The 25,972-nt window shown below is 71.2% G+C and carries 21 protein-coding genes; 13 read left to right on the top strand and 8 right to left on the bottom strand.

Annotation, left to right across the window (positions count from 1 at the left end; genetic code table 11):
* The first annotated feature begins 56 nt into the window (after positions 1-56).
* The 5 genes from BLR91_RS19695 to BLR91_RS19675 all read left to right on the top strand — a co-directional run bounded on the left by BLR91_RS19695 (position 57) and on the right by BLR91_RS19675 (position 6,579).
* Positions 57-1,955, top strand: coding sequence for a heparinase II/III domain-containing protein (locus BLR91_RS19695; protein WP_157694703.1), 1,899 nt, complete (start codon positions 57-59; stop codon positions 1,953-1,955).
* On the top strand, positions 1,952-3,064 hold the full coding sequence (locus BLR91_RS19690; RefSeq protein WP_089878644.1) for a substrate-binding domain-containing protein: 1,113 nt from the start codon (positions 1,952-1,954) through the stop codon (positions 3,062-3,064). Before BLR91_RS19695 ends, BLR91_RS19690 begins: the two co-directional genes overlap by 4 nt.
* 69 nt (positions 3,065-3,133) lie before the next feature.
* On the top strand, positions 3,134-5,140 hold the full coding sequence (locus tag BLR91_RS19685) for a right-handed parallel beta-helix repeat-containing protein (protein ID WP_231918756.1): 2,007 nt from the start codon (positions 3,134-3,136) through the stop codon (positions 5,138-5,140).
* 132 nt (positions 5,141-5,272) lie between these two features.
* The gene (locus tag BLR91_RS19680) at positions 5,273-5,905 is read left to right on the top strand and encodes an SGNH/GDSL hydrolase family protein (protein WP_089881682.1); all 633 of its coding nucleotides are present in this window, start codon (positions 5,273-5,275) and stop codon (positions 5,903-5,905) included.
* Entirely contained in the window at positions 5,902-6,579 is a 678-nt protein-coding gene (locus BLR91_RS19675) for a GntR family transcriptional regulator (RefSeq protein ID WP_089878647.1), read from the top strand. The genes BLR91_RS19680 and BLR91_RS19675 overlap by 4 nt, the downstream gene beginning before the upstream one ends.
* A 35-nt stretch (positions 6,580-6,614) precedes the next feature.
* Here BLR91_RS19675 and BLR91_RS19670 read toward each other — a convergent pair whose 3' ends face one another.
* From BLR91_RS19670 to BLR91_RS19635, 8 genes are all read right to left on the bottom strand, one after another.
* The gene (locus BLR91_RS19670; protein ID WP_157694704.1) at positions 6,615-7,472 is read right to left on the bottom strand and encodes an amidohydrolase family protein; all 858 of its coding nucleotides are present in this window, start codon (positions 7,470-7,472) and stop codon (positions 6,615-6,617) included.
* On the bottom strand, positions 7,469-8,410 hold the full coding sequence (locus tag BLR91_RS19665; protein ID WP_089878654.1) for an aldo/keto reductase: 942 nt from the start codon (positions 8,408-8,410) through the stop codon (positions 7,469-7,471). The genes BLR91_RS19670 and BLR91_RS19665 overlap by 4 nt, the downstream gene beginning before the upstream one ends.
* Positions 8,380-9,171 (bottom strand): ribonuclease activity regulator RraA, encoded by a 792-nt coding sequence (locus tag BLR91_RS19660; RefSeq protein WP_089878658.1) that lies wholly within the window; start codon positions 9,169-9,171, stop codon positions 8,380-8,382. The genes BLR91_RS19665 and BLR91_RS19660 overlap by 31 nt, the downstream gene beginning before the upstream one ends.
* Positions 9,168-11,111, bottom strand: coding sequence for a hypothetical protein (locus BLR91_RS19655; protein WP_231918755.1), 1,944 nt, complete (start codon positions 11,109-11,111; stop codon positions 9,168-9,170). Before BLR91_RS19655 ends, BLR91_RS19660 begins: the two co-directional genes overlap by 4 nt.
* Before the next feature lie 2 nt (positions 11,112-11,113).
* Positions 11,114-12,010, bottom strand: coding sequence for a carbohydrate ABC transporter permease (locus BLR91_RS19650; protein ID WP_089878663.1), 897 nt, complete (start codon positions 12,008-12,010; stop codon positions 11,114-11,116).
* Positions 12,010-12,957 (bottom strand): carbohydrate ABC transporter permease, encoded by a 948-nt coding sequence (locus tag BLR91_RS19645; protein WP_089878666.1) that lies wholly within the window; start codon positions 12,955-12,957, stop codon positions 12,010-12,012. Before BLR91_RS19645 ends, BLR91_RS19650 begins: the two co-directional genes overlap by 1 nt.
* 10 nt (positions 12,958-12,967) lie before the next feature.
* Positions 12,968-14,227, bottom strand: a complete 1,260-nt coding sequence (locus tag BLR91_RS19640; RefSeq protein ID WP_089878670.1) for an ABC transporter substrate-binding protein — start codon at positions 14,225-14,227, stop codon at positions 12,968-12,970.
* Positions 14,228-14,369: 142 nt separating this feature from the next.
* Entirely contained in the window at positions 14,370-15,122 is a 753-nt protein-coding gene (locus tag BLR91_RS19635; protein ID WP_197674303.1) for a GntR family transcriptional regulator, read from the bottom strand.
* A 195-nt stretch (positions 15,123-15,317) separates the two neighbouring features.
* Here BLR91_RS19635 and BLR91_RS19630 point away from each other — a divergent pair, with 195 nt between their 5' ends.
* Genes BLR91_RS19630 through BLR91_RS19595 form a run of 8 tightly spaced genes read left to right on the top strand, consistent with a single transcriptional unit; the run spans position 15,318 to position 25,953 of the window.
* Positions 15,318-16,397, top strand: a complete 1,080-nt coding sequence (locus tag BLR91_RS19630) for a substrate-binding domain-containing protein (protein WP_089878673.1) — start codon at positions 15,318-15,320, stop codon at positions 16,395-16,397.
* Between the two features lie 33 nt (positions 16,398-16,430).
* A complete protein-coding gene (locus tag BLR91_RS19625; RefSeq protein WP_089878676.1) occupies positions 16,431-17,939 on the top strand; it encodes a sugar ABC transporter ATP-binding protein in 1,509 nt (502 codons plus the stop codon).
* On the top strand, positions 17,936-18,937 hold the full coding sequence (locus BLR91_RS19620; RefSeq protein WP_089878679.1) for an ABC transporter permease: 1,002 nt from the start codon (positions 17,936-17,938) through the stop codon (positions 18,935-18,937). The genes BLR91_RS19625 and BLR91_RS19620 overlap by 4 nt, the downstream gene beginning before the upstream one ends.
* Positions 18,934-19,980, top strand: coding sequence for an ABC transporter permease (locus BLR91_RS19615; RefSeq protein ID WP_089878682.1), 1,047 nt, complete (start codon positions 18,934-18,936; stop codon positions 19,978-19,980). Before BLR91_RS19620 ends, BLR91_RS19615 begins: the two co-directional genes overlap by 4 nt.
* Complete coding sequence (lsrF, locus tag BLR91_RS19610) at positions 19,973-20,845, top strand: 3-hydroxy-5-phosphonooxypentane-2,4-dione thiolase (protein ID WP_089878684.1); 873 nt, start codon at positions 19,973-19,975, stop codon at positions 20,843-20,845. The genes BLR91_RS19615 and lsrF overlap by 8 nt, the downstream gene beginning before the upstream one ends.
* Before the next feature lies 1 nt (position 20,846).
* On the top strand, positions 20,847-22,511 hold the full coding sequence (locus BLR91_RS19605; RefSeq protein ID WP_089878687.1) for a glycerol-3-phosphate dehydrogenase/oxidase: 1,665 nt from the start codon (positions 20,847-20,849) through the stop codon (positions 22,509-22,511).
* The gene (locus BLR91_RS19600) at positions 22,508-24,001 is read left to right on the top strand and encodes an FGGY-family carbohydrate kinase (protein ID WP_089878690.1); all 1,494 of its coding nucleotides are present in this window, start codon (positions 22,508-22,510) and stop codon (positions 23,999-24,001) included. The genes BLR91_RS19605 and BLR91_RS19600 overlap by 4 nt, the downstream gene beginning before the upstream one ends.
* Positions 23,998-25,953: an SDR family NAD(P)-dependent oxidoreductase gene (locus BLR91_RS19595; RefSeq protein ID WP_089878693.1), complete on the top strand. Its 1,956-nt coding sequence runs from the start codon at positions 23,998-24,000 to the stop codon at positions 25,951-25,953. Before BLR91_RS19600 ends, BLR91_RS19595 begins: the two co-directional genes overlap by 4 nt.
* The last annotated feature ends 19 nt before the right edge of the window (positions 25,954-25,972 follow it).

Raw genomic sequence — 25,972 nt, 5'->3', positions numbered from 1 at the left:
CCGATGTACGGGTCACAGCGTTCTCCGGACCCCTGTTCGCCCAGTGGGGCGAGCGGATGCGCGAACCCGCGCTCCGCGAGCGCTTCCTCCGGGAAGGCACGGAAGGGCTGCGACGTCGGACCGGCATCCCGGCATCGGGCGACCGGCGGGTCTGGGACGGTGTGGACCCGTTCACGATCGAACACCTCCGGGTGGACGCGGAGGGCGACCTCCCGCGGCCGTGGGTCGACGCGACCGCCACGCTGTTCGCCCGCTACGTGCGAGACGGCGACCGCAGGCAGTACGAGATCGCCGTCGACTCCCGCCGACATCGGCTCACCCGAGCCGTCGTCCTCGCGGCGGCGACCCGCTCCTCGGTGTGGCTCGACGAGGCGGCCGACGGTGCCGTCCTTCTCTGTGAGCAGAGCACCTGGTCGCTCCCGGCCCACGACGATGCGCACGCCCGCCGGGATTTCGTCCTGCCCGACGTTTCGGCGCCGTACCTCGACCTCGCCGCGGGCGAGGTCGTCGCCCAGCTCGCCGTCGCAGATCGCGTGCTCGGAGGGGAGTGGGAGCAGGCGTGGCCCGGGCTGAGCGAGCGAATCCGGTCGGAGGCCGAGGCCCGGGTGTTCACTCCGTTCGAGACACGCGACGACTTCTGGTGGCTGGGCTACTGGCGAGAGGTCAACAACTGGAATCCGTGGATCCTCGGCAATGTGCTGCTGGCTGCGGTGCTGCTGCTCGACGACCCGGAGCGCGTGGCGAGGATGGCCGCCCGAGCCCTCGACAGCCTGGACCGCTACGTGGCGACGCTTCCGACGGACGGCGCGATCGACGAGGGCGTCGCCTACTGGTGGAACGGCGCAGGCCGGATGCTGGAGCTGCTCGGCCTCGTCGCGCAACTCACCGACGGCGACCTGGACGCCGGCGGGATGCCCCTCGTCGCCGAGGTATTGCGCTTCCCGATGCGGATGCAGCTCGGCGACGACTGGTACGTGAACGTCGCGGACGGCTGGGCCCGCAGCCGGCACGAGGAGCCCTGGCAACTGCCGTTCCGCTGGGCGTTGCGGAACGGCGACGGCCGGGTCGCCGACTGGGCCTGCGGCGGTCGCCGCCCGGGTCGTCCCGTCGCGCCGGTCACGGGCGGTCTGCCCCGGCTGGTCCGCGCCATCGCCGACCCGGAGTGGCGCGACGCCGCGCCCGCGGACGCGCCGCTTCCCCGCTCGGTCTGGCTCCCGTCCGTCCAGGTGCTCGTCTGCCGCGACCGCGCAGGGGACGCCTCGGGTCTCACGCTCGCCGCCAAGGGCGGGACGAACGACGAGAACCACAACCACAAGGATCTGGGATCCTTCATCGTCGCGTCCGGCGGGCGGCCCCTGCTCGTCGACATCGGCAAGCCGACCTACACGCGCGAGACGTTCAGCCCGGATCGCTATCGCATCCGCGCGATGCAGAGCGGCTGGCACAACGCACCGGCCCCGCACGGACTCGAACAGGGCGAGGGGCCCGCCTTCCGCGCGCACGTCGTCGGGCGTGCGCCGGCCGGCGAGCCGGAAGCGACCCATCCGGCACCGACCGATCCGGCCTCCGAGTCACCGATCGAGCTGCAACTCGACCTCAGCGCGGCCTACCCGCTGGAGGCGGGCGAGTCGTGGCGACGGACCTTCCGCTTCGCGTCCCCGCGCCGGATCGAGGTGACGGACAGCTGGCGGCTCGCCTCACATCCCGCCCACCCTGCGGCCATGCTGCACCTGATCGCGGCCGGCGCGGTGGACGCGTCGGGTGACCGCGTGATCGTGCGCGCGGACGGCCGGGGCATCGCCATCACAGCGGAGGGTGCCGAGCCGACGCTGGAGGAGTGGCTGCTCGACGACCCCGAGCTCTGCACGGTGTGGGGGCCGTCGCTCACCCGCATCTCGTACACCCTCCCCGTCGCGGTGGGAACGCTCACCACGGTCGTCGAGGAGATCGGATGACCCGCCGGGAGCCCCTGTACGCCATCCAGCGACGCGAGCGGATCCTGGACGAACTCCGCGCGCGGGGCGCCGTGAGCGTCAGCGTCCTCGCCGGTCAGCTCGGCGTCAGCGAGCTGACCGTGCGCCGCGACATCAACACGCTCGCGCAGCAGGGATTGGTGACCCGGGTGCACGGCGGTGCGACCCTGCGCAGCGCCCTGGACGCCGGACCGCGCTCGTCCGTCGCGCCGATGCCGGCGAAATACACGATCGGCATGGTGGTGCCCTCCCTCGACTACTACTGGCCGGCCGTCGTCAACGGCGCGCGTGCCCAGGCGGCGCAGCGGCGCGCCTCGCTGCTGCTGCGGGCATCCACTTACGATGCTCGGGACACCCGTCGGCAGATCGAGGCGCTGCTCACGGCACCGGGATTGCACGGACTCATCGTCGCCCCGGACACCACCGGTGCGGATGCGATGGAGGTCCTGAGGTGGCTCGACACCCTGCCGGTCCCCGTCGTGCTCGCGGAGCGCCGAGTGTCCAACGCGGCGGCCGGGCGGCTGGACAGCGTCTCCTCCGACCACGCGGCGGGTGCGGCCCTGGCGGTGCGGCACCTTCACGAGGCCGGCCACACGCGCATCGGCCTGCTCACCGAGAGCGGGACGCCGACCGGTCGCTACGTCCGCCTCGGCTGGCGGTCAGCGCTGGAGTCGCTCGGCCTGCCCCGCGATGTCGCGAGGATCGATGGCATCCGTTTCGATGTTCCGGGCCGGGAGCGGGCTTTGGACGAAGCGCTCGAGGTCATCCGCAGCACCGGCACAACCGCGGTCGTCGTCCTCCCCGATCCGCAGGCGATCGCCCTGGAGCAGCACGCGATCGACCGCGACGTGCGGGTGCCCCACGATCTCGCGATCGTCGCCTACGACGACGAGGTGGCCCGTTTCGGCGATCCGCCCCTCAGCGCCGTCCGGCCGCCTAAAGAGTTCGTCGGGCGCGAGGCCGTGGACCTCCTGATCGCACGGTTGGAAGGCGGCCCGGGGCGGCCGGCACACCGCGTGAAGCTCGGGCCGGAGTTGCGTGTGCGGGAGTCCTCCCTCCCCGCATCGATCGTCGACGTCGAGACGGACTGACTCAGGGGACGCCTTGACGGCAGAGAAGCTGAATCCTAGATTATCGATTACTCACTATCGATTGGAGCAATGATGCTCGGATTCACTCGTGCCCGCTCGCGGAGCGCCGGTCTCGCCGGCGCCGGAGCCGCAGCCGTCCTCGCACTGGCCATCACCGCAGCCACTCCCGCTGCGGCGGCTCCCCCACCAGGACACCATCCCGGCCACGGCAAGACCCTGTACGTCTCCGAGGGCGCCGCGCGCGTCGGCAACGGACGATCGCTGCAGACGCCGCTGCCCAGCATCCAGGAATGCGCGGACCAGGCGCAGCCCGGCGACACGTGCGTGATCCAATCGGGCACCTACGAGGAGACGGTCACGCCCCCGCGTTCGGGAACGGGCAGCCAGCCCATCACGTTCGCGGCGGCGCCCGGTGCGAACGTCGTGGTCAGCGGCGCCGAGCAGCTCACCGGATTCGCGCCGGTCGACCAGGCACAGCTGGATGCGGTGGTCGCCACCGACCCGTTCGCGGCGAACTCCCTGTTCAGCCAGGCGGTCGCGGCAGGCAAGGTCTACAGCGTCGCCGCCGACCTCGGAGACGCCGGCGGGGAGGCCCAGGTGTTCACCGACGGCACGATGGACATCGAGGCGTCGTACCCGTTCCCCGGGTCTGACCTGCTCGACCCGGTGGTGGAGCGTGCGGACGCGGGCACCGCCGATGCGACCATCGTCGACTCCACGCTGACCCGCCCGGCCGGCTACTGGAACGGAGCGCGCGCGCTCACGTCGTATTGGTACGTGACGGCGACAGGCACGGTCGCGAGCTCGACCGTCGGCTCCGTCACGCTGACGACCGCCCCGCCGTGCGTTCACAAGGTCGTGCCGACGGACACCTGGTTCCGCCTCTCCGGCAAGATCGGCGAGCTCGGGCATCCCGGATCGTACTTCTACGACGCCCAGGCCAAGCGCCTCTACCTGTACAGCGACGACGACCCGAACGGGCACCGCATCGAGGCCAAGGTCCGCGACCTGGCGTTCGACCTCTCCGCCGTCAGCAACGTCCATGTCGCCGGCATCGGGCTGTTCGGCGCGACGATCCGCACTGGGGATACCAGCACGGGAGTGGTGCTGGACGGCATCGACGGGAAATACCTCAGCCACTACTGGGACGTGACACAGGGCGCGACGGACTGCGGGTCGAACGTGACACGTGGCGTGACCACGAGCGGAATCGTGCTGAAGGGCACCGGCAACACGATCAAGAACAGCCGTCTGCAGTACAGCGCAGGCAACGGCGTGTCCTTGGGAGGGTACGGGAACACCGCGATCGACAACGTGATCACGGACGTGGACTACGCCGGGACCTACGCCGCCGCGGTCGCCGTTCAGGGCCACAGCCAGACGGTGACCCACAACACGATGGCCCGGACCGGCCGGAGCGGCATCAACCTGCAGTGGAACGGCGTCGCCGGGACCACCGCCGGACCCGATCGCATCGCGTACAACGACATCTCCGGCCACGCCACGCTGAGCGTCGACACGGCGGCGATCTACTCGTGCTGCTCGTCGCACATGGAAGGCACCCGCATCGACCACAATGTCCTCCACGATCCGGATCCCCGCCCGGGCGGCGTGTACCCGTTCGGGATCTCGGGCATCTACGCCGACAACGGGATGAGCGACCTCCAGGTCGACAACAACGTCGGATGGGGCAACCACGAGGGGACCGTGGAGCTGAACGGCCTGGGCACCGGGTCCCACGACAATCTCCTCTACAACAACACCGGCGGGATGACGCTCTTCTACGTGAAGGAGGCGGGCCAGTCGACCGGGACGAAGATCTACAACAACATCGGTCCGATCACCGGTCTCGCCGGGGCGACGGACGGCGGTCTCGTGCTGTCGAACAACCTCATCGACGGCGATCCGCTGTTCGTGGATGCCGCGGCGCACGACTACCGGCTGCAGGCCGCCTCGCCCGCGCGCAATGCGGCGATCCCGCTGCCCGGCGTGAACGACGGATCGACCGATCCGACGCCGAGCCTGGGGGCCTTCCAGTACGGCGCAGCGCCCTGGACGGCGGGCGCACGCCCCTGAGCCGACGCCGGAGCGGGGGTCGCGCATCGTCGGGCCCCCGCTCTCAGGTTCGCGCAGGCCTCCACGCGGATCCAGCGATTATCGATTATGCTGATCGAGCGCGCACAGCCGCGCGCCGATCGAAGGGACGACATGACGCAACGACTGGTCTTCGCGGGCGACTCGATCACGGACGCGGGGCGCGACCGCTCCGACGGCCGGTCGCTCGGCGACGGCTACGTGGCGATGATCGCGGAGGAACTCACGGCGCAGGGGGCCGATGCCACCGTGATCAACCGGGGGATCGCCGGAGATCGGGCCGTGGACCTGGAGCGGCGGTGGGACGACGAGGTGCTGGCCGAGCACCCCGACGTCCTCACCGTCTACGTCGGTGTGAACGACATGTGGCGGCGTTTCGACAGCGATGACCCGACCAGCGCGGAAGCCTTCGAAGCGACCTACCGACGGCTCCTGCGATCCGTGCGGGCGGAATCGCTGCTGCTCGTCGAGCCGTACTTCGTCCCGGTCCGCGACGAGCAGCGCGCGTGGCTCGATGACCTGGACGCGAAGCGCGCCGTGGTCACCCGGCTGGCCGGCGAGACCGGGGCGCGCCTGGTGCCGCTGCACGAGACGATGACGCGTGCGGCGGCCGAACTGGGAACGGAGGCCGTCGTCCCCGACGGCGTCCACCCCACGCCGACCGGGTCGCGGATCATCGCGGAGGCCTGGCTCGCCGCCGCCGCGGACGTCTCGACCATTGTCGCTGGGGCGGAGGCCCACCGATGACCGACCCCTTCACCTCCCTCGCGGGCCTCAAGCGCGGGCTCCTCTCGGATCAGATCTACGAACTGATGAAGACCATGATCAAGGAGGGGACGCTGCCGCCGGGCGAGCAGCTGGTGGAGTCGCAGCTCGCCAAGCGCATGCAGGTCAGCCAGGCGCCGGTGCGCGAGGCCCTCAAGCAGCTCGCGCACGAGGGGCTGGTGTCGCACGTGCGTCATCTCGGCAACTTCGTCGCGAGCTACTCCGAGGAGGAGTTCATGCAGGCCAGGGCCGCGCGGGCGGAGCTGGAGGCCATCGCCGGGCGCCTCGCCTGCGGCACCCTGTCCCCGGCCGTCCACGCCCGCCTCGCCGACCTCATCCAGCAGATGCACGCCGCAGCGGACTCCGGCGACCTGGACGCCTTCCGCGAGCTCGACTTCACCTTCCACCGCTCGGTCGTCGAGGCCAGCGGCAACAGCTATCTCCCTCGGATGTGGGACATCATCGAGCCGGGACTGCGCTCGATGCACGTGCTGGGCGACCCGAGCTTCGAGGGCGACTGGCACGAGGTCGCCGACTGGCATCGCAGCCTGCTGGATCGGCTGGACGGCGACGACCCGGCCGCCGCATCCGCTCTGTTCCGCGCGCACGCGGCGGGCACCCTCCTCGAGGACCCGCCGACGGATCAGAGCCGGTAGAACTCAGAGCCGGTAGAACTCAGAGCCGGTAGAACTCAGAGCCGGTAGAGCTCTCGCGCCGTCCCGCCCCAGAACGCCGCATCCCCCGCGGCCCCGAGCGGCGGGAGTGCTGCGGCCGTCCGCGCGACGATCTGGTGGTAGGGAACGATGCGAGCGGACATCGGCCAGTCGCTGCCGAAGAGCAGGCGGTGCGCTCCGAAGGCGTCGACCGCGACCTGCAGAACACGACGCAGTCTCCGGCCGGAATCCCCGGCCGGGTCCTCGTCGTCTACCGAGGCGGCGGAAGCCGTGACGACACCCGAGACCTTGGCCGCGACATTCGGCCGGGCCGCCGCCTCGGAGACCGCACGGGTCCAGCTCTCGTCGGGATCGCCCGCACCCAGCCCGAGGTGACAGACCACGAACGTCGCCGTCGGATGCCGTGCGGCGAGCGCCGCCACGGCGGGGAGCTGCTCGGGCCGCACGAGGAACTCGACCACCTCGCCGGCCGCCGCGGTCCCGTCGCAGAGCGCATCGAGCCCGGCGACATCCGACAGATCCGCACGCCGCCCGGGCACCGCGACGCGGACGCCCCGGACGGTACCGGCGCCGTCGGCGGCCGGCGGCCTCGAACCAGGCGCGAGCACCGGGTCGTACTGCAGCACCACCCCGGTGAGGAGAGGATGCCGCAGCGCGGTCAACCAGCGCACCTCCTCCGCGGTGTCGGCCGCCTGGACAGCGATGGCGCCCCGGATCGGCCCGACCGGCGTCACGCCGCCCCAGGCATTCTCCGCGAGGTCGTCGATGCGGGCGACGACCGGCAGGCCGAGCTCCGGCCGGAACCAGGCGAGGGCGAACCGCCCCGTGTCCCAGAGGTGGACGTGCGCGTCGACGGCATGGCCGGCCGCGCTCACACCGCTTCCAGCGCCGCCCACAGACCCTCCGGCAGCGGCGTCGTCTCGGCCCGCGCGAACGCGGCGACCTCCTCCGGCGTCCGCGCTCCGATGACGACACCCTCGACGCCGGGCCGGCGCAGTGGATAGCGCGCCGCCGCGTCGGCGAGCGCGACACCATGGTCCCGGCAGACCTCCTGCAGCCGGAGCGCACGGCCGCGCAGCTCGGTGCTCGCCTCCCGGTAGTCGAAGAACGGACTTCCCGCCGGGTCGGCGAGGATGCCCGAGTTGAAGACGCCGGCGGCGATGACGCCGACACCGCGCTCGACCGCTGCGGGGAGCAGTTCGGTCTCGGCGGTTCGGTCCAGCAGCGTGATGCGCCCGGCGATCATCACGACGTCGAGTCCCGCCTCGCGGACCAGCCGGGTGAGCGGATCCGGCCACACCATCCCGGCTCCGATCGCGCGGACCACGCCTTCCTCCCGCAGCGCGACCATCGCCGGGATCGTGACGCGCAGCGCCTCGTCGATGTCGACAGGGTCGTGGAGGTGGAGAAGGTCGATGCGGTCCGTGCCGAGGCGTTCCAGGCTGCCCTCGACACTTCGGAGGACCCCGTCCGCGCTGAGGTCGCCGACAGTGTCCACGCCCGTCGCGCCGACCGGGACCGCCGCGCCCGCAGCGTCGACGATGCGGCGGCCGACCTTGGTCGCGATCGCGACAGTGTCCCTGTCCACGCCCCGCAGCGCTCTCCCCAGGCGCAGCTCGCTCGCGCCGGCGCCGTAGTGCGGCGCGGTGTCGAAGAACCGGATGCCGTGGTCGAGCGCGGCGTGGACCGTCGCCGACGCGTCCTCGTCGGCCACATCCCGGTACAGGTTGCCGATCGGCGCACAGCCCAGCCCGAAGGTGCGGGAGGCGCCCGGCGTCGCGGTCAGAGGGCCAAAGGCTGCGCGGAACGCCACTGCTCGTACTCCTGTCGCGTGTCCGGCGTGAGCGGGTAGTAGTCGCTCAGCCGTGCGCCCTCGTCGAGACGATGACGACTGAAGGTCTCCCACTCCTCGTGGTCGCGGGCGGCCTCGATCACATCGCCCGACATCGCCTGCGGCACGATCACCGGCCCGTCGTCGTCGGCGATGACCACATCGCCCGGCATGCAGAGGGCGCCGCCCACCGCGACCGGCACGTCGTACGCCCAGGGGAACAGCTCCGTCTGCGAGGCGTAGTGCGGGGTCGTACCCGTCGACCAGACCGGCAGCCCCAGCTCCCGGATACGGCCGGCGTCACGGATGCGGCCGTCGACGACGATCCCGGCGCCGCCCTTGCGGAGGAAATACCGGGCGAGGATGTCGCCGATGCAGCCGGAGAAGCGGCTGCCGTAGGCCTGGATGACGAGCACGTCGCCCGGCTTCACCTGCTCCAGCACTGCCCAGAGCGCGGTGTGGCGCTCGACGTACTCCTGTCCGAGACCGGAGGCGAGATCTTCGCGCTGCGGCATGAACTGGAGCGTGATGGCGGACCCCACGACCCGCTGCCCTGGATTCAGCGGCACCGGGCCGTCGACGTACGAACGCGTGATGCCCATCCCGTGCAGCTTGGCGCAGGCTGTCGCCGAGGTGATCGTGTCGAACCCGGCGATCGTCTCCGCATCGGGGCGCCGGTACGCTCCTCCGCGGACGGGGAGGCTGAAGTCGGGGTGCGGGAGCGCACCGGGGAGGTCGGTCATGTTCGTTCCTTCGTGTGTTCGATCCGGTCGGGCGCCGCCGCACCGCGATGGCGGGCGGGGGAGTTCGATGGCGCGGTGATGAGCTCGAGCTGGAGCCGGTGCGCGGGAGGCAGGACGATCTCCACGCCGTCGGCGTCGGTGTCGACCTGCCGGTCGACCGGGGTCCCGCGGGTCGCCGCGTAGGCGGTGCTCGCTCCGGGGTAGTCGACGCCCGGTTCCTCGCGGAAGCGCACACCGGCGAGGCGGGAGGTCCCGAACCGGGACGGCCGGACGACCACACGACGTGTATGCAGCGGCGAGACGTTGACGAGTTCCAGGCTGATGCGGTCGCGGCCGAGCCCGGTGACGAGCGCGGCCACGTCGGCGGGGAGGCCGGGTCGCGCCGCGTCGGCATCCTCGTAGTCGACGGCGACGAACGGCAGCCCGCCGTTGTAGAGCATCTGCGGCGCGCCCGACACGAGCTGGGTCAGCACCTCGGTGACGACCGGGTTCACCCGCTGCCAGAAGTGGAGGTGCACCGTCGCCGGGTCGCTGTCGTCCTGCTGGATGAGGGCGATCCTGCGCGCGACCTGCCCGAGCGCCATCGAGAGGGCCTGTTCCGGGTAGTCCGGGAGGCGTCCGTCGAGATAGTCGAGCCAGGGCGCTTCGTGTCCGGCCTCGGCCTTGTCGCGGAAAGCCTTCACCGGCTGCGGGCCGGAGGGCAGCCCCTCCCTCACCCGGTCGAGTCGCGCGCGGTCGGCGTCGCTCCGCGACCACCACCACAGCCACGTCGGCAGCTCCAGCGGCATCGGCGCGTAGTCGAACCAGCCGTCGCGCCCGTAGCGGTGCGGCACGAGCAGCGCGGGCTCGTCGGCGTCCGCACCGAGTCGCGCCAGCCAGCCGCCCTTGAGGCTGTACGGGGTCTCCGCGACCGACGCGACCACGGCATGGTCGAGCACCGCGTCGAGCACGCGCCGCGCGGTGTCGAGCCGGCTGTCGTCGCCGGTGACGAGGGCGGCGTTCAGGGCGGAGACGACGGCGGCCATGCCGACGGAGGGGAGGCCGTGCGGCCACGTCCAGCCGTAGTGGCCGCCGTACCAGCGCCCTCCGTGCAAGCCGCCGACTGTGCCGTCGGGCGCGACGTTGTCGGGGAGGAGCCCGTCGTTGGCACGGGCGCGCGCCTCCCACCCTCCGACGTAGCGGTCGATCCACGCGGCCGCCTCGGGATCTCCGTCGTAGAGCCAGCGGTTCGCGACGAGTCCGGTGGATGCGAGGTTGACGACGACGTCGCCCCGCGCGGCGCGCTGCATGGCCTCCCCCATCGCCCGAGCCTTCGCCGGGTCGACGAGGTCGTCCCAGGTCTCGATGCCGGGAACGTCCTCGAGCGGGAGGCCGTAGCGGCGCATCTCGCCGAACGACGCCGAATACGGTTGCACGACGTCGTTCAGTCCGGGGCGCGCGCCGAGAGCACCGGTGTGCGGAGCCCGGATGATGTTGCGCTCCGGGTCGTAGTTGCCCGCGGCCGGATCGGTGTACAGCTCGGCGAAGCGCCGGGCTCGCCGGGCGAAGGCGGCATCGCCGGGGTCGGCGGCGCACAGCCCGTAGAAGAACAGCAGCGACTCCCCCTGGTGGAACCAGTCGTAGCCGTTCTCGTACTCGTCGGTCAACATCCCCGCCGCTTCGAGCTGCGCGGTGACGCCTTCCCAGTGCCGCTTCGCCGCGGAGAGCACGTCGTCGCTGCCGCCCAGCAGGTAGAACGCGGGCCAGTTGAAGAACGGCTCGTACAGGTCGTCGACGCCGTCGCGATCGGTGAAGACGGCGGGGAAGCGGATTCCGCCGTCCTCTCGCGTGTACCGGCGCTGGAACAGCCGCCAGCCGTCCTCGATACCGGCGAACAGCCGGCGTTCGAGCACCGCCCAGGCCGGCACGGAGTCGAGCGGCACCCCTCTGATGGTCTCCACGGTCAGCCCTTCGTCGCCCCGGCGACGAGGCCGCCGATGATGTGCCGCTGCATGATGATGAAGAAGACGACGATCGGGGCGATCGCCAGCAGCAGCGTGGGGAACACCACGGTGTAGTCCGTGGAGAACTCGCCGACAGCCGCGTACACGCCGGTCGTGACGGTGTAGATGCCCGACCCCGCGCCGAGAATGATCTGTGGGCTGACGAAGTCGTTCCACACCCCGATCGAGTTGAGCACCACCACGGTCGCCACCACGGGCCGCATGATCGGGAAGATGCACGACCAGAAGATCCGGATGCGGCCTGCACCGTCGAGCGCAGCAGCCTCGTCGATGTCCCGCGGAACCGTGCGGAGGTACGCGCTGAACAGGAAGATCGTCACCGGCAGGGTCGCGGCGGTCTCGAACAGGATGAATCCGGGGATGGTGTTGATCAGCCCGAGCACCCGCAGCACGAAGACGACCGGAATCAGCGTGACCTGCCCGGGGATGAAGAGCCCGGAGACGAAGAGCAGCAGCAGCGCCATGTGCCACTTCCGGCGCCCGCGCGCGATCACGTACGCGACCGGGGCTGAGAGCAGGATGCAGAACAGGTTCACCAGCGCCACGAAGAGCAGGGTGATGCCGTAGGCGGCGATGACGTTGAACTTGCTGCTGGTGATCGCGTTCCAGAGGAACTCGAGCGTGAATGTGCTCGGCGAGATCTCCAGCGGATGCCGGACGATCTCCTCCTGCGGCTTGAACGCGCTGATCACGAGGACGTACAGCGGCACCAGCATCACGAGGGCCGTCGCGCCCAGAGCGATCCAGCGCACCAGGGCCGCGAGGGGAGAGCGACGCTCGCTGGCCGCCGGGCGTGAGCGGCGGCGGGTCGGGGTGTCCTGAACGGATGTCGTCATCAGTCCGTCACCTTCCTTTCTGCACCCCGGCGGGCGAAGGTCACCGCGAGCCCGATCGCTGCCGTGATGACCAGCAGGACGACCGACTGCGCTGCGCCGAGTCCGAGCCGGGACTGGGCGAACGAGTCCTTGAGGATCTGGTAGACGATCGTCTGAGTGGACGCGGCGGGGCCGCCGTCCGTGAGCGCGAGCACCACGTCGTAGACCTTCAGCAGCCCGACCAGGGTGAGCACGAGGTTCACGGTGACCACCGGCGCGATCATCGGAACCGTGACACTGCGGAACTGCTGCCAGCGGCTCGCTCCGTCGACGGTCGCCGCCTCGTAGAACTCGGTCGGGACCGACTTGATACCGGCGATGTAGAGGATCATGTTGAACCCGAAGTGCGCCCAGACGATGGTCAGGATGACGGTCGCCTTCGCGAACGACGGGTCCGTGAGGAACGGCACCGGGGCCACGCCCACCGTGCCGAGCAGCCCGTTGACCGCCCCATGCGGCGAGAGCAGCGCCGACCAGAGGAAGCCGATGATCAGCGCGCTGATGATGTACGGGTAGAAGAAGATCGTCCGGAGGACCGTGTTGGCCCGTCCGGGTCCGGAGATGAGCGCGGCCAGGGCCAGCCCGACGGCGTTGCAGAGGATCGTCCCGGTCACCGCGATGACGGCGGTGAAGACGGCGGCGTCGATCGTCCGCGGGTTGCGGAAAGCGAATCGGTAGTTGTCGAACCCGATGAAGTCGAAGCGGAGGCTGTACCCGTTCCAGTCGGTCAGGCTCAGCACGAACGCGAGGATCATCGGCACGATGAACATGGCGATGAACACGATCACCGCCGGGGCGGCCATCACCACGCCGGCGAGCCGGTCGCCCCAGCGGGCGCTGGGGCGACGGCTCCCGGCGTCGCGCGCACGTTCCCGGAGGGCGGTGGGCGCAACGTTGTCGGTCAGCATGGGTCGGGTCTCAGTGGACGTTCGCGGTGAACCAGTCGTCCATCGCCTTGTTCACGTCGGCGGCGGACGTCCCGCCGAGGAGCGCCTGCGTCTGGGCGTTGATCTCGGTCGAGTAGCCGGTGGGCAGCGTCCGCTCCCCGTAGCCCTGGCCCGTCGGGGTGTACGCGGCGTCCGGGGTGTCGTTGACGATCTTCAGCAGCTCCGTGCCGAGGTCGCCCATCTCGTAGTCGTAGCCGGCGCGGTAGTTGCCGTCGACCTTCAGCTGGTCGAGGATGGCCGTATTGTCGGTTACCAGGTACTTCACGAGCTCGGCCGCGGCATCCTGATGCTTCGACTCCTTCATGATCACGTACGGGCTCGCGATGTTCGCTCCCATCGCCGGCTGCTTCGTGCCGGAGAAGGCGGGCGCCCGGAACACCCCGATATTGGCCGGGGCCTTCGCAGCGGCCTCGCTCGCGACGAACCAGCTGCCCATCGGATAGAGGGCCGCCTTGCCTGCGAGGAAGTTCTGCTCGGCGTCGGGGTACTTGATGCCGAGCGCGTCGTCGTTCACGTAGCCCTTGGCGATCCAGTCGGCGTACTCGCGGACCGAGTCGCCGTAGGTCTTGCTGAACGTCAGCTTCCCGTCGCTCATCTTCTGGTACCAGTCGTGGTTCTCGGCGACCACCGTCGGCAGCGCGACGGTCTGGAGGGCGTAGCTCGACATCCAGTCGCCGCCGGTCTGGATGCCCGTCCAGCCGGCCTTCTTCAGCGCGGCCAGGTCGTCGGAGAGCTCCTCCACGGTCGTGGGGGTCTCGGTGATGCCCGCGGCCGCGAAGGCGTCCTTGTTGTAGAACCACAGACTCTGCACCTGGAGGCCGATGCCGGCCATGTAGTACTTGCCGTCGATGGTGTACTGCTCGGCGAGCGGCGCCTTGGTCGCCCAGTCGTACTTCGACAGGTCGACGAGCTCCGGGGCGAGCTCGGTGGAGGGCGGCAGCGACTCGACGACGTCGGGCGCCTCACCCGCTGCCAGGAGGCGCGGCACGGCGGCGGCGACGCCCTCCGCGCCGGGATTCTGGATCTTGACGTCGATATCGGGGTGGGCCTTCTCGAACGGCTCGACGAGGGTGTTCCACCAGTCCTCGGTGAGATTGGGAGTGACGTTGACGAGCAGGCTGACGGTCTGCTTCCCGTCGCTCTGGCCCGACCCCCCGGTGGCGCATCCGCTCAGCCCCAGGCCGACGGCAGCGAGCGCGCCGACCGCGATCAGTGTTCGCCTCTTGATCATCGTTGATCCTCTCCTGCGCACGACCTCCGTGGCGCCGTCGCTACGATAATCGATAATCGCTTATGGCGCAACGAAGCGCGCGGCATCGCCAAAGGAATCGCTGGTCAGAGGTGAGAAAGAGAAGGGACGCTCGGGGCGCTGATCAGCGCACGCCGACGTAGAAGCGCGACTCATCGCTGCGGTGCAGCGCGTGGTAGTACTCGAACGGCACGCCGTCCTCATCCCAGGCGACCGACACGATGTCGAGCGCCGGGGCGCCGGATGGCAGCTCGAGCAGCGACGCCTCCTCCGCAGAGGGGATGATCGCCTTCAGCCAGCGGTCGGCACCGGCCGGCGCGACGCCGTACGTGCGGCGCAGGTGGTCGTAGAGCGACCGGTTCTCGAGATGGGCCTTGAGAAGCCCGGCGAAGCGGTCGCGGGGAAGCGTCGTCTGCACCAGCAGCCACGGCGTCCCGTCGACCGTGCGCAGGCGCCGCATCCGGATCACGGGGGTGTCCTCCGGCACGCGGAGGGCGGCGGCCTCGTGTTCGTCGGCCCGACCCTCGTCGAGCGAGAGTATGCGCGTGACGACCGTGCGGCCGGTGCCGACGAGGTCTTCCGAGGAGCCCGCGTTCGATCCGATGAAGGACAGATCGCGGCGCGGCGGCGCGACGAACGATCCCTTCGCGCGGATCTTGTAGATCTGCCCGCGGCGCACCAGCTCGGCCAGCGCCTCCCGGACCACCGTGCGCGACACCCCGTACCGGTCGATCAGGTCGGCCTCGGACGGAAGGGCCTGGTCGGGGGCGAGTGCGCCCGTTTCGATCGCGTCGCGCAGCACGGCCACGAGCTGCTGCCAGAGCGGCTCCTTCGCCTCCCGGTCCAGCCGCGCGTCGCTCAGTGCGTTGGCGGGCATCGCATCCCCCTTCGTTCGGCCGGCTCCATCGTCGGCTCGGGCCTCGCTTGACACTCCGCCAGGCTACTGTCTAAGGTCTTGTCACTACAAGCTTGTCATGATGAGTTAGACGTGACAAGTTGACCGAAAGCAATCACCTGGCAGTCCCCGAACACGATCCGTTTCGCAGAGAAGCGAAACCCTGGAGGCAGAACAATGTCGTTTCAATCCTGGCGCCGCATCGGCGTCGTCACCGCTGTCGCGGCGGCCCTCACCCTCACCGGCTGCTCGGCCGGCGCTGCCGGCGACGGCGGCGACGGAGCGGGCAAGACGTCCGGCATCTCCGTCGCGCTGAGCAACGGCTTCGTCAACGGCTGGCGGCTCACCCTGATCGACAAGTTCGAGAAGGAGGCCGACAAGCTCAAGAAGGACGGCGTCGTCTCGAAGTACACGACCGTCAACGCCCCCGGCGAGAACAGCGCGACCGAGCAGGCCTCCCAGATCCGCAGCCTCGTGCTGCAGAAGCCGGACATGCTCATCGTGATCCCTGCGTCCTCCACCGCCCTGGTGCCGGCCGTCGAAGAGGCCTGCACCGCCGGCATCACGGTGCTGGTGCTCGACGCCGACATGAAGGCGCCGTGCGCGCACATCGTCCGCAACGACTACGCCAAGTGGGGTGAGGTCTCCCTCGTCCCCGCCCTCAAGGCGATCAACGGCAAGGGCGACATCATCATCAACCGCGGCGTGATCGGCTCGCAGCCGGAGGAGGAGTTCAACAAGCGACAGCACGAGATCCTCAAGGAGTACCCGGACGTCAAGGTCGCCGCAGAGGTCAACGGCTACTGCGACGGCTCGACCGCGCAGAAGGAGATCGTGTCGGTGCTCGGCTCGCTGCCTCCCATCGCGGCCGTCCCCGGCTGCATCGGCGGGATGGGCGTCGTGCAGGCATTCGAGTCGGCCGGCCGGCCCGACCCGGTCGTGGTGTTCGACACGGACGGCAAGTCGCTGAAGTTCTGGAAGGACAGCGGCATCAGCAACGGCTCCTTCGCCGCACTGACCGACCCCGGCCAGGGCGTCGCCGCCCTCTACGTCGGCCTTGAGCTCCTCGCGGGCAAGAAGGTCCCGTCGACCGTCGTGCTCCCGCTGCTGGAGATCGGACAGGGCGACCTCGACTACTGGGCGGGCAAGCTCTCCGCCGACGAGTACGCCGCGTACCCGTGGGACAAGAAGAGCGTGAACGCCGCCATCGCGGCCGTCGCCGACGGGAAGGACGCCGAGGCTCCCGCGCTCAAGTAGCGCGAAGCGACCGGCGAGTTCGAAGGAGCGATCATGCCCACGACGATCACACAGACGCCCGCGCACGCGGCCGCCGGCCAGGCGACGGAGGCCGCCGCGCTCCGGCCGACGGCCGCCATCGCCGCCCGCGGCGTAACCAAGCGCTACGGGAGCACCCGCGCGCTGACCGGGGTCGACCTGCACGTCGAGCGCGGGGAGATCCTCGGACTCGTCGGTCACAACGGCGCAGGCAAGAGCACACTGATGCGCATCCTTGCCGGGCGCGAGCAGCCCGACGAAGGCTCGGTCACGGCCGGGGATGCGACTCCCGGACGCCCCTGGGATGCCGAGACGGCTGCTGCCGCCGGCGTCCGGATGGTCTACCAGGAGCTCGCGCTCTGCCCTGACCTCACCGTCGCCGAGAACGCGTACCTCTCCGACCGCCGCGGCGGGTCGCCGTTCGGGTGGCGGGGCCGCGCCGAGCGCCGCATCGGCGAGGTGCTGGACACCGTCTTCCCCGGGCACGGGATCGCGGTGGTCCGCCGCGTGGGCGAGCTCACCCTGGCGCAACGCCAGATGGTGGAGATCGCCCGCGCCCTCTGCACCGAGCGGCTCGGTCTCCTCATCCTGGACGAACCGACCGAGTCGCTCGGTGTGGACGCCGCCGACCAGCTGTACGCGCACCTCCACCGGCTCACGGCGGACGGCGTGAGCGTGCTCCTGATCTCGCACCGCATGGCCGAGATCATCGCCCACAGCAACCGGGTCGCCGTGATGCGCGACGGTGCGGTCGCCGGCGTGTTCACCGAGGCCGACGAGCGTTCGCTGCTGCGGGCGATGGGCGGCGACGTCCACGCGCCCACAGCCGTCGAGGCTGCGGCTGAGGCCCGCGCCACCGGCGAGGTCGTCGCGGCGATCCGCGGCGACGGCATCCCCTTCACCGTCCGCGCCGGCGAGATCGTCGGCCTCGCCGGCCTCGCCGGGCAGGGTCAGGAGCGCATGCTCGGCCGGCTGTGGTCGGCCGGCGCCCTCACCCGCGGAGTCGACGCTCCCCGACGCCGCGCCTATGTGCCCGGCGACCGTCAGACCTCGGGCATCCTCCCGCTCTGGAGCGTCGCCCAGAACCTCACCATCGCCGCACTCCGCGGCATCAGCACCGCCGGAGTGGTCGACGGCCGAGCGAAGCGCGCGCTCGCGGCCCGCTGGATCGACGCGCTCAGCATCCGTGGTGCGGCCGCGACGCCGATCACGGCGCTCAGCGGCGGCAACCAGCAGAAGGTCCTCGTCGCGCGTGCGTTCGCAACCCACGCCGCGCTGGTGCTCCTCGACGACCCGTTCCGCGGAGTGGACGTGGCGACGAAGAGCGAGCTCTACACGCTGATGAAGTCGGAGGCGGCGGCCGGCCGGGCCATCGTCTGGTACTCGACCGAGAACGCCGAGATGGCGCACTGCGACCGGGTCTACGTGCTCCGCGCCGGCCGGATCGTGTCGGAGCTCTCCGGCGACAGCAACACCGAGGAGCGGATCATCGCCGACTCGTTCGAGGAAGGGACCGTCCGATGACCGCCATCACCGCCTCCACCGGGCAGAAGCGCACCGCGAGCGCCGGTCGCCCTGCCACCGCGGTCCGGCTCCGAGCAGGCCTCGCCCACGGCTCGCCGGCCCTTCTCTCGCTCGTCGCCCTGGCGGTGATCGTGGCGATCGCCGCGGCCATCCAGCCGGGCATCCTCTCCGTCACCGGGCTCAGCCTGATGCTGATGTCGGCCGTCCCGCTCGCCTTCGCCGCTCAGGCGCAGATGATCATCATGTCGGTCGGCGACATCGACCTCGGCATCGGCAACCTGGTCGGACTGGTGACCGTGATCGCCGCGACCCTCCTGGCGACCGACCCGCTGCTGGGCGTCGGGATGTTGGCCGGCGTGCTCGTCGTCTACGCGCTTCTCGCGGTCATCGTGCAGAAGCGCGGCGTGCCCTCGATCATCGTCACGCTCGGGATGTCGTTCGTCTGGCTCGGGATCGGGTTGCAGCTGCTGCCCACGCCCGGCGGCGCGACTCCGGCGTGGCTGACCGCGATCGGCTCCTGGCGCAGCACCGTCGTCCCGCCGCCGCTGGTGTTCGTCGCTCTCGCGGCCACCGCCGGGTGGTGGATCATGCGACGCACCCGTGCAGGCGCTCGTATGCGGGCGTTGGGCTCCAGCGCGGCGACGCTCGACAAAGCCGGATGGTCGGCGACCCGCACCCGCATGACGGCCTACGTGCTCGCCGCCGTGCTCATCCTGGTCTCCGGTCTCCTCCTCGCGGCCCAGACCCGGTCGGGCGACATCAACTCCGCGAGCAACTTCACCCTCACCACCATCGCCGCGGTCATCCTCGGCGGCGGCACGTTCTCCGGCGGCCGGGCGCTGCCCCTCGGCACCGCGCTGGGCGCCGTCACCCTCGGACTGATCTCCGTCCTGCTCAGCCTGGTGGCGCTCCCGTCGAGCATGCAGGCGGGTGCACAGGGCGTGATCGTCCTCGCGGTCCTCGCCGGCCGCATCGTCACCGAGAGGTTCAGCCGATGACCACGTCCACGCAGACCCCCACCGTCTCGACGCCCGTCGCCGAGCCTCGCGCCCGGTTCCACTGGCCGGCCTGGGGCTGGTCGCTGATCGGCGTGCTCGCGGTCTGGCTGTGCATCGTCGCGGTCCGCCCCGCGCAGCCGTTCGACCCGCTGGCCCAGGCGCTCTCACTCGCCCCCTTCCTGGTGCTGGTCGCACTCGGGCAGATGCTCGTGATCACGCTCGGCCCCGGCAACATCGACGTCTCCGTCGGCACCGTCGTCTCGATGGCGTCCTACGTCTCCGTCGGCGTCGGCGCGTCGGCCGGTCCGCTGCTCGGCGTCGCCGCCGGGGCCGGTGCGGGGCTTGCAGCCGGGCTGATCAGCGTCATCGCCATCCTGGTCCTGCGGGTGCCCCCGATCATCGCGACGCTGGCGACCAGCCTGATCGTGCAGTCGACGACGCTCCTGCTCGCCGACGCGAACCGCGCCTCCGCCTCCGCCGTCCTGCGCGGATTCGTCAACGCGAAGATCCTGGGCATCCCGGTCATCGCGCTGGTCGTCGCCGTCATCACGGTGGTCGTCGCGCTTGTCCTGACGCGCACCCGGTTCGGCCTCTCGGTGCTCGCCGTCGGGCAGAGCCCGCGGGCCGCAGAGCGGGCGGGCATCCGGGTGTGGCGGGTCACCGCCATCACCTACCTGGTGAGCGGCGGTCTCGCCGGCCTCGCCGGAGGACTGCTCGCCGCCTTCATCTCGCCGAGCACCGTCCTCGGCACCTCGTACATGCTCGACTCCGTCGCGGTCGTCGTGATCGGCGGGACGCTCATCTCGGGCGGCCGCGCCGTGCCCGTCGGCGCCTGGACCGGTGCGCTGTTCTTCGTGCTGCTGTCGGGCCTCCTCAACCTCGTCGGCTGGAGCGTCGGCGCCCAGAACATCCTCAAGGGCGTGCTCGTCGTCGCCGTCGTGGTGGTCTCCGCCACCGCGACCGGCACCGGCCGCTCCAGCCTGGCGCGACTCCGCGCCTCCCTGACCATGACCCCCAAGAAGAAAAGGAACACCCATGCCTGACCTCGACGACCTCCGCGAAGGAACCGACTTCACCGGAGCCGTCGCCCCGACGGGCGACGCAGCACTGAAGGGCGCCGCCGGACTCGACTGGGGGATGCGCGCACGCCTCTCCCGTGTCTTCGACCCTGCCGACGGCAAGACGGTCATGCTCGCCTTCGACCACGGCTACTTCCAGGGCCCGACCTCCGGGCTCGAGCGGCTGGACCGCTCCATCGTTCCGCTGATCCCCCAGGCGGACGCGCTGATGTGCACCCGCGGCGCCCTGCGCACCACCGTTCCGTCGAACGCCGGCAAAGGCGTCGTGCTGCGCGCCAGCGGAGGCCCCAGCGTCCTCGGCGACCTCAGCCAGGAGGACCTGGCCGTGAGCATCGACGACGCCGTGCGGCTCGACGCCGCCGCCCTCGCGGTTCAGGTCTTCGTCGGGGCGGAGAACGAGAGCCGGTCCGTCAAGAACCTGACCACGCTCGTCGATCAGGGACAGGCCGCCGGCATCCCGGTGCTCGCCGTCACCGCCGTCGGGCGCGACATGGTGCGCGACGCCCGCTATTTCCGCCTCGCGACGCGCATCTCGGCCGAGCTCGGCGCCGCCTTCGTGAAGACGTACTACGTCGAGGAGGGGTTCGAGACCGTCACCAGCGCCTGCCCGGTGCCGATCGTCATCGCCGGCGGCAAGAAGGTCGAGGAGAAGGAGGCGCTCCGCATCGCGTACCGCGCGATCCAGGAGGGCGCGGCCGGCGTCGACATGGGCCGCAACGTCTTCCAGTCCGAGCACCCTGCGGCGATGCTCGCGGCCGTCCGCGGCGTCGTCCACGACGGTCTCACCTCCGACGACGCCTTCGCCCTCTACGAGCAGCTCACCCACTGACATGGCCGCGCTCACCACGTACACCCCCGAGATCCCGGCCGTCGACGTCGCCGTGATCGGTGCTGGCATCAACGGGCTGGCGGTCGCGCGAGAGGCCGCCGCGCGGGGCCTGACCGTCGCACTCTTCGACCAGGACGACCTCGCCGCCCGGACCTCCGCGATCTCCACCCGCCTCATCCACGGCGGCCTGAAGTACCTGGAGCGGTTCGAGCTCAACCTCGTCTACGAATCCATCCGCGAGCGCAACATCCTGCTCGCGAAGGCCCCGCACCTGGTGCACCCGTACCCGATGCTCATCCCGTTCTCGAAGCAGCAGAGCCGGCCCGGCTGGCTGCTCGCCTGCGGCCTGATGCTGCACGACGTGCTGTCGCTGGGCAAGCCGCTCCCCCTCAACCGCGTCGTGTTCCGCAAGCGGCTGCAGCGCGACTGGCCGGCCCTCGCGGCCGCGGGCCTGCGGTGGGGCGGCCTGTTCCACGACGCGAACGTGCCGGTCACCGAGCGCCTCGCCGTCGAGCTGGCGGTGGATGCGCAGCGTCACGGCGCGATCGTGTCCACCCACTCCCGCGTGGAGTCGCTGGTGCGGACCGGCGGCCGGATCACCGGCCTCCGGTACCGCGACCGCGAGACCGGCGAGACCCGGACGGTGCCCGCCCGGGTCACCATCAACGCCGCGGGTCCCTGGGTCGACCGGGTGCTCGACCTCGCCGGGGCCCACGACCGGCGGATCGGCCCGACCAAGGGCAGCCACCTGATCGTGGATACCTTCCCCGGCGCGCCCGAGACCTGCATCTTCTTCGAGTCGCCTGACGACGCCCGGCCGATGTTCGTGCTGCCGTGGGAGGACAAGTACATGATCGGCACGACGGACCTCCCGTACGACGGTTCGATCGACGACATCGCCATGGACGACGACGAGACCGCGTACCTCCTCGGCGCCGTCAACGACCTCATCCCGCGGGCCGGGCTCACCCCGGAGGACGTGCTGTGGTCGTACTCCGGCGTCCGGCCGCTCCCGTACGTCGGCGAGCTGGACGACCCGTCGAAGGTGAGCCGCGACCACGAGATCGTCGTGCACACCGGCGCCGACGTGGGCCTCGTGACCATCATCGGAGGCAAGCTCACCACGCACCGCGCGCTCGGCGAGCTCGTGGTCCGGAGGCTGGAGCGGGAGCTCGGACGGCGGCCGGGGCCCTCCCCGACACGGGATGCACGGCTCCCTGGCGCCCCGGACGGCGACTGGCAGGAGTTCCGGGCGGACTACCTCCGGCGGAGCACCCTGCCCGCGCGGACCGCCCAGCGCCTGGTGGAGACCTACGGCACCGTCGCGGCCGACATCGAGCGCCTGGCGGTCGAGACGCCGGCACTGGCCGAGATCGTCGACCCGGACACCGGCGCCATCGCCGCCGAGGCCGTGCATGCGGTGCACGAGGAGGGCGCCCTCACCCTCGAGGACGTCGTCGTCCGGCGCATGGCCGTCGCCCTCAACCGGGATGTCGGCCTGGCCGCCGCTCCCGCCATCGCCGCCGTGCTCGTCGCCCACGCCGGCTGGAGCGAAGAGCGGGCCGAGAGCGAACTTGACCACTACCGCGCGGCGATGCGACGCTTCAAACCGCGCGCCCTGACCGCTGAGCGCGAGGCCGGAACCATGCGAGGAAGCACGGAATGAAGCACTGCCTGATCGGGATCGACGTCGGCCTCACCGCCGCCAAGGCCGCCGCCTTCGACGAGAGCGGGCGCGAACTGCGCACGGTCTCGGCGGCGAACCCGCGCGTCGCGGTCGCCGCCGACCGGCAGGAGATCGACATGACGGCCCTGTGGGAGGTCGTCGCCGGTGTGCTCACGGAGCTGACCGCCTGGCTGACCGCCGAGGGCTGGACCGTCCGCGGCATCGGCGCGACCGGGCACGGCAACGGGCTGTACCTCGTGGACGACGCGTTGCGTCCCGTCCGCCCGGCCTTCGCCTCCACCGACAGCCGCAGTGAGCGCATCGTCGCGTCGCTGGACCCGGCGGAAGTCGAGCGGGTGCGCGGCGTCACCGGTTCCGTCCCATGGGCCGGGCAGCCCGCCGTGCTGCTGCGCTGGCTGCAGGAGAACGAGCCGGAGACGCTCGACCGCGCCCGCTGGGCGCTCAGCTGCAAGGACTGGATCGTCGCCTGCCTCACTGCGACGGCGAGCGCCGACTTCTCGGACGCCTCCGCCTGCGGTCTGGTCGACCTCGCCGAGCGGACGTACGAGCCGGGGGTGTTCGGCCTGCTCGGCCTCCCGAGCGAGCTGATGTCCCTGCTACCTCCGCTGTCCCGTTCCGACGAGGTCGTCGGGCGCGTCACCGGCCCGGCCGCATCCCTCACCGGACTGCCCGAGGGCACCCCTGTCGTCGCCGGGTGCATGGACTGCATCGCCAGCCCGATCGGCGCCGGATCGACCGCGCCCGGCGACGTCACGGTGATCGTGGGCACCTGGGCGATCAACTCGGTCGTCGTTCCCGCCGACTCCGAGCCGCCGCGCGTGACCCTCAACGCCCTCCTCCCCGACCCGCGCTACATGCTCGCGCAGGAGGTGGCCCCCACCTCGGCCGCGAGCGTCGAGTGGTTCTCGTCGCTCATGTCCTCCGTCGCCGTGGATGCGGTGAGCCCGCGCGATCTGCTGCACGCCGCCTCGACGGTTCCGGCCGGAGCGGAGGGACTGCTCTTCCTGCCGTTCGTGCACGGCGCTCCCGAGCATCTCGGCGCCTCCGGCACGCTGCTCGGCGTGAAGGACAAGCACGGTTACCGTGAGATCGCCCGCGCCGTCGCGGAAGGCATCACCCAGTACCATCGCGTCCAGCTCGACAAGGTGCGGGTCAGCGGCGCGACCGTCTCGTCCGAACCGTGGACACTCGCCGGCGGCGGCGCGAAGAACCCGTTCTGGGCGCAGATGTTCGCCGACATCATCGATCACCCGGTGCGCCGCCAGCTCGGCACAGAGCTGGGCGCGCGCGGCGTCGCCTCCCTCGCCGCGGCGGGGGTCGGCGTCGACACCGCGTGCTGGCGCGTCGACCCGGACCCGGCGCTCGTGGTCTCACCCGGCGAGGACCGCGACCTCTACCGCGTGCAGGCCGAGCGCTTCGACCGCACGCTCGCCGTGATGGGCGACGTCTGGACGGAGGTGGCCCGATGACGCTTCCTCTGCATGGATCCGCCGGTCTGGGCACCGATGTGGATGCCGCTCTCGCCGATATCACGCGCGTCTCCCGAGCGCTCGGCGCCGACCCGACCCTCGTGCTTCACGGTGGCGGGAACACCTCGATCAAGGCCGTCGGCCGCGACATCACGGGTGACGACGTGGAGCTCGTGCTCGTGAAGGGCAGCGGCTGGGACCTCGGCAGCATCCAACCGGCGGGATTCGCGCCGCTGCGGCGGGAGCGGCTGCTGCGCCTGCTCGCCCTCGACGAGCTGAGCGACAGCCGGATGGTCAACGAGGTCCGGCAGGCATCCCTCGACGCGTCGGCTCCGACCGCATCCATCGAGGCCCTGCTTCACGCCCACCTCCCGGCCCGCGTCGTGCTGCACTCGCACGCCGACGCGATCGTCGCGCTCACCGACCAGCCCGACGGCGTCCGCCACGCGGCGGAGGTGCTGGGCGACGGCGTCCACGTGATCCCCTATGTGATGCCCGGGTTCCCGCTGGCGCGCGCGGTCGCCGAGGCTCCCCTGGACGGAGTGGATGCTCTCGTCCTCGCCAACCACGGGCTGTTCACCTTCGCCGATGATCCCGACGAGGCGCTCCGGCGGCACCGCGAGCTGGTGGACCGCGCGTCCACCTCGTTCGGCGACCCCGCATGGGGAGACGAAGGGCCCGCTGCGGAACGCACGGGATCGGCTCGTGAGCTGGCGGAGCTGCGCCGCGACGTGTCGCGCACGGCCGGCCGCGCTCTGGTCGTGCGCCAGTCCGCGTCCTCGCGGGCGCGCCGCTACGCGCAGCGTCCGGACGTCGCGGAGGTGACCGGCCGCGGCACGGCGACGCCCGAGCACGTGATCCGCACCAAGCGCGTGCCGCTCATCGGCCGGGATGTCGACCGCTACGCCTCCGCGTACCGCGCGTACGTCGACGCGCACCGGGACCGCGTGCCCGGCGGTCTGGAGCCGATCGATCCGGCTCCCCGCGTCATCCTTGACCACGAACTCGGCCTGCTGACCGCCGGCACGTCGCGGGCCGCGGCCGACGCCGTCCACGACATCGCCCTGCACACCATGGACATCGTCGAGGCGGCCGACCGCCAGGGCGGCTACCGCTCTCTCGACGAGGCGCACACCTTCGACATCGAGTACTGGGAGCTGGAGCAGGCACGCCTGCGTTCCGGCGCCTCCGGCCGACCGCTGGACGGCGAGGTCGCCCTGGTGACCGGCGCGGCTTCCGGGATCGGCAAGGCCACCGCTGCCGCGCTGCTCGCCCAGGGCGCCTCCGTAGTCGGTGTGGACCTCAGCCCGGGCGTCGTCGACGCCTTCGCGGGACCCGCGTGGCGGGGCGTCGTCGGCGACGTTTCGGACGCCACGGTGATCGACCGCGCCATCGAGTCGGCCGCGCGCGAGTTCGGAGGACTGGACATCGTAGTCGTCGCTGCCGGCATCTTCCCGTCGGCCGAACCCCTCTCGGAGTTCGGCGACGACGTCTGGGAGCGCTCGCTGCGGGTCAACACGACGGCCGTCGCCCGCGCTCTGCGCGCCGCGCATCCCCTCCTCGCCCTCGCCCCCCGCGGCGGCCGCGTCGTGCTGGTCTCCACGAAGAACGTCGCAGCACCCGGACCCGGTGCCGCCGCCTATTCGGCGAGCAAGGCGGCCGCCGCGCAGCTTGCGCGCGTCGCCGCGCTCGAGTGGGCTGCCGACGGCATCCGCGTCAACCAGGTCGAGCCCGACGGCGTCTTCGACACCGCGATCTGGACACCGGAGCTGCTCGCCGACCGCGCGGCCCGCTACGGCCTGACCGTCGACGAGTACCGCACCCGCAACCTCCTCGGCGTCGAGGTCACGAGCGCGACCGTCGCGGAGGCGGTGCTCGCGTTCGTCGCCGGACTCACGGCGACGACCGGAGCCCACCTCTCGGTCGACGGCGGAAACGACCGCGTCGTGTAGCGGGCGCCCGGTGCTGCGA

This window comes from Leifsonia sp. 466MF (assembly GCF_900100265.1).
Classification (GTDB): Bacteria; Actinomycetota; Actinomycetes; order Actinomycetales; family Microbacteriaceae; genus Leifsonia.
This window is presented reverse-complemented; position numbering and strand designations above follow the sequence as displayed.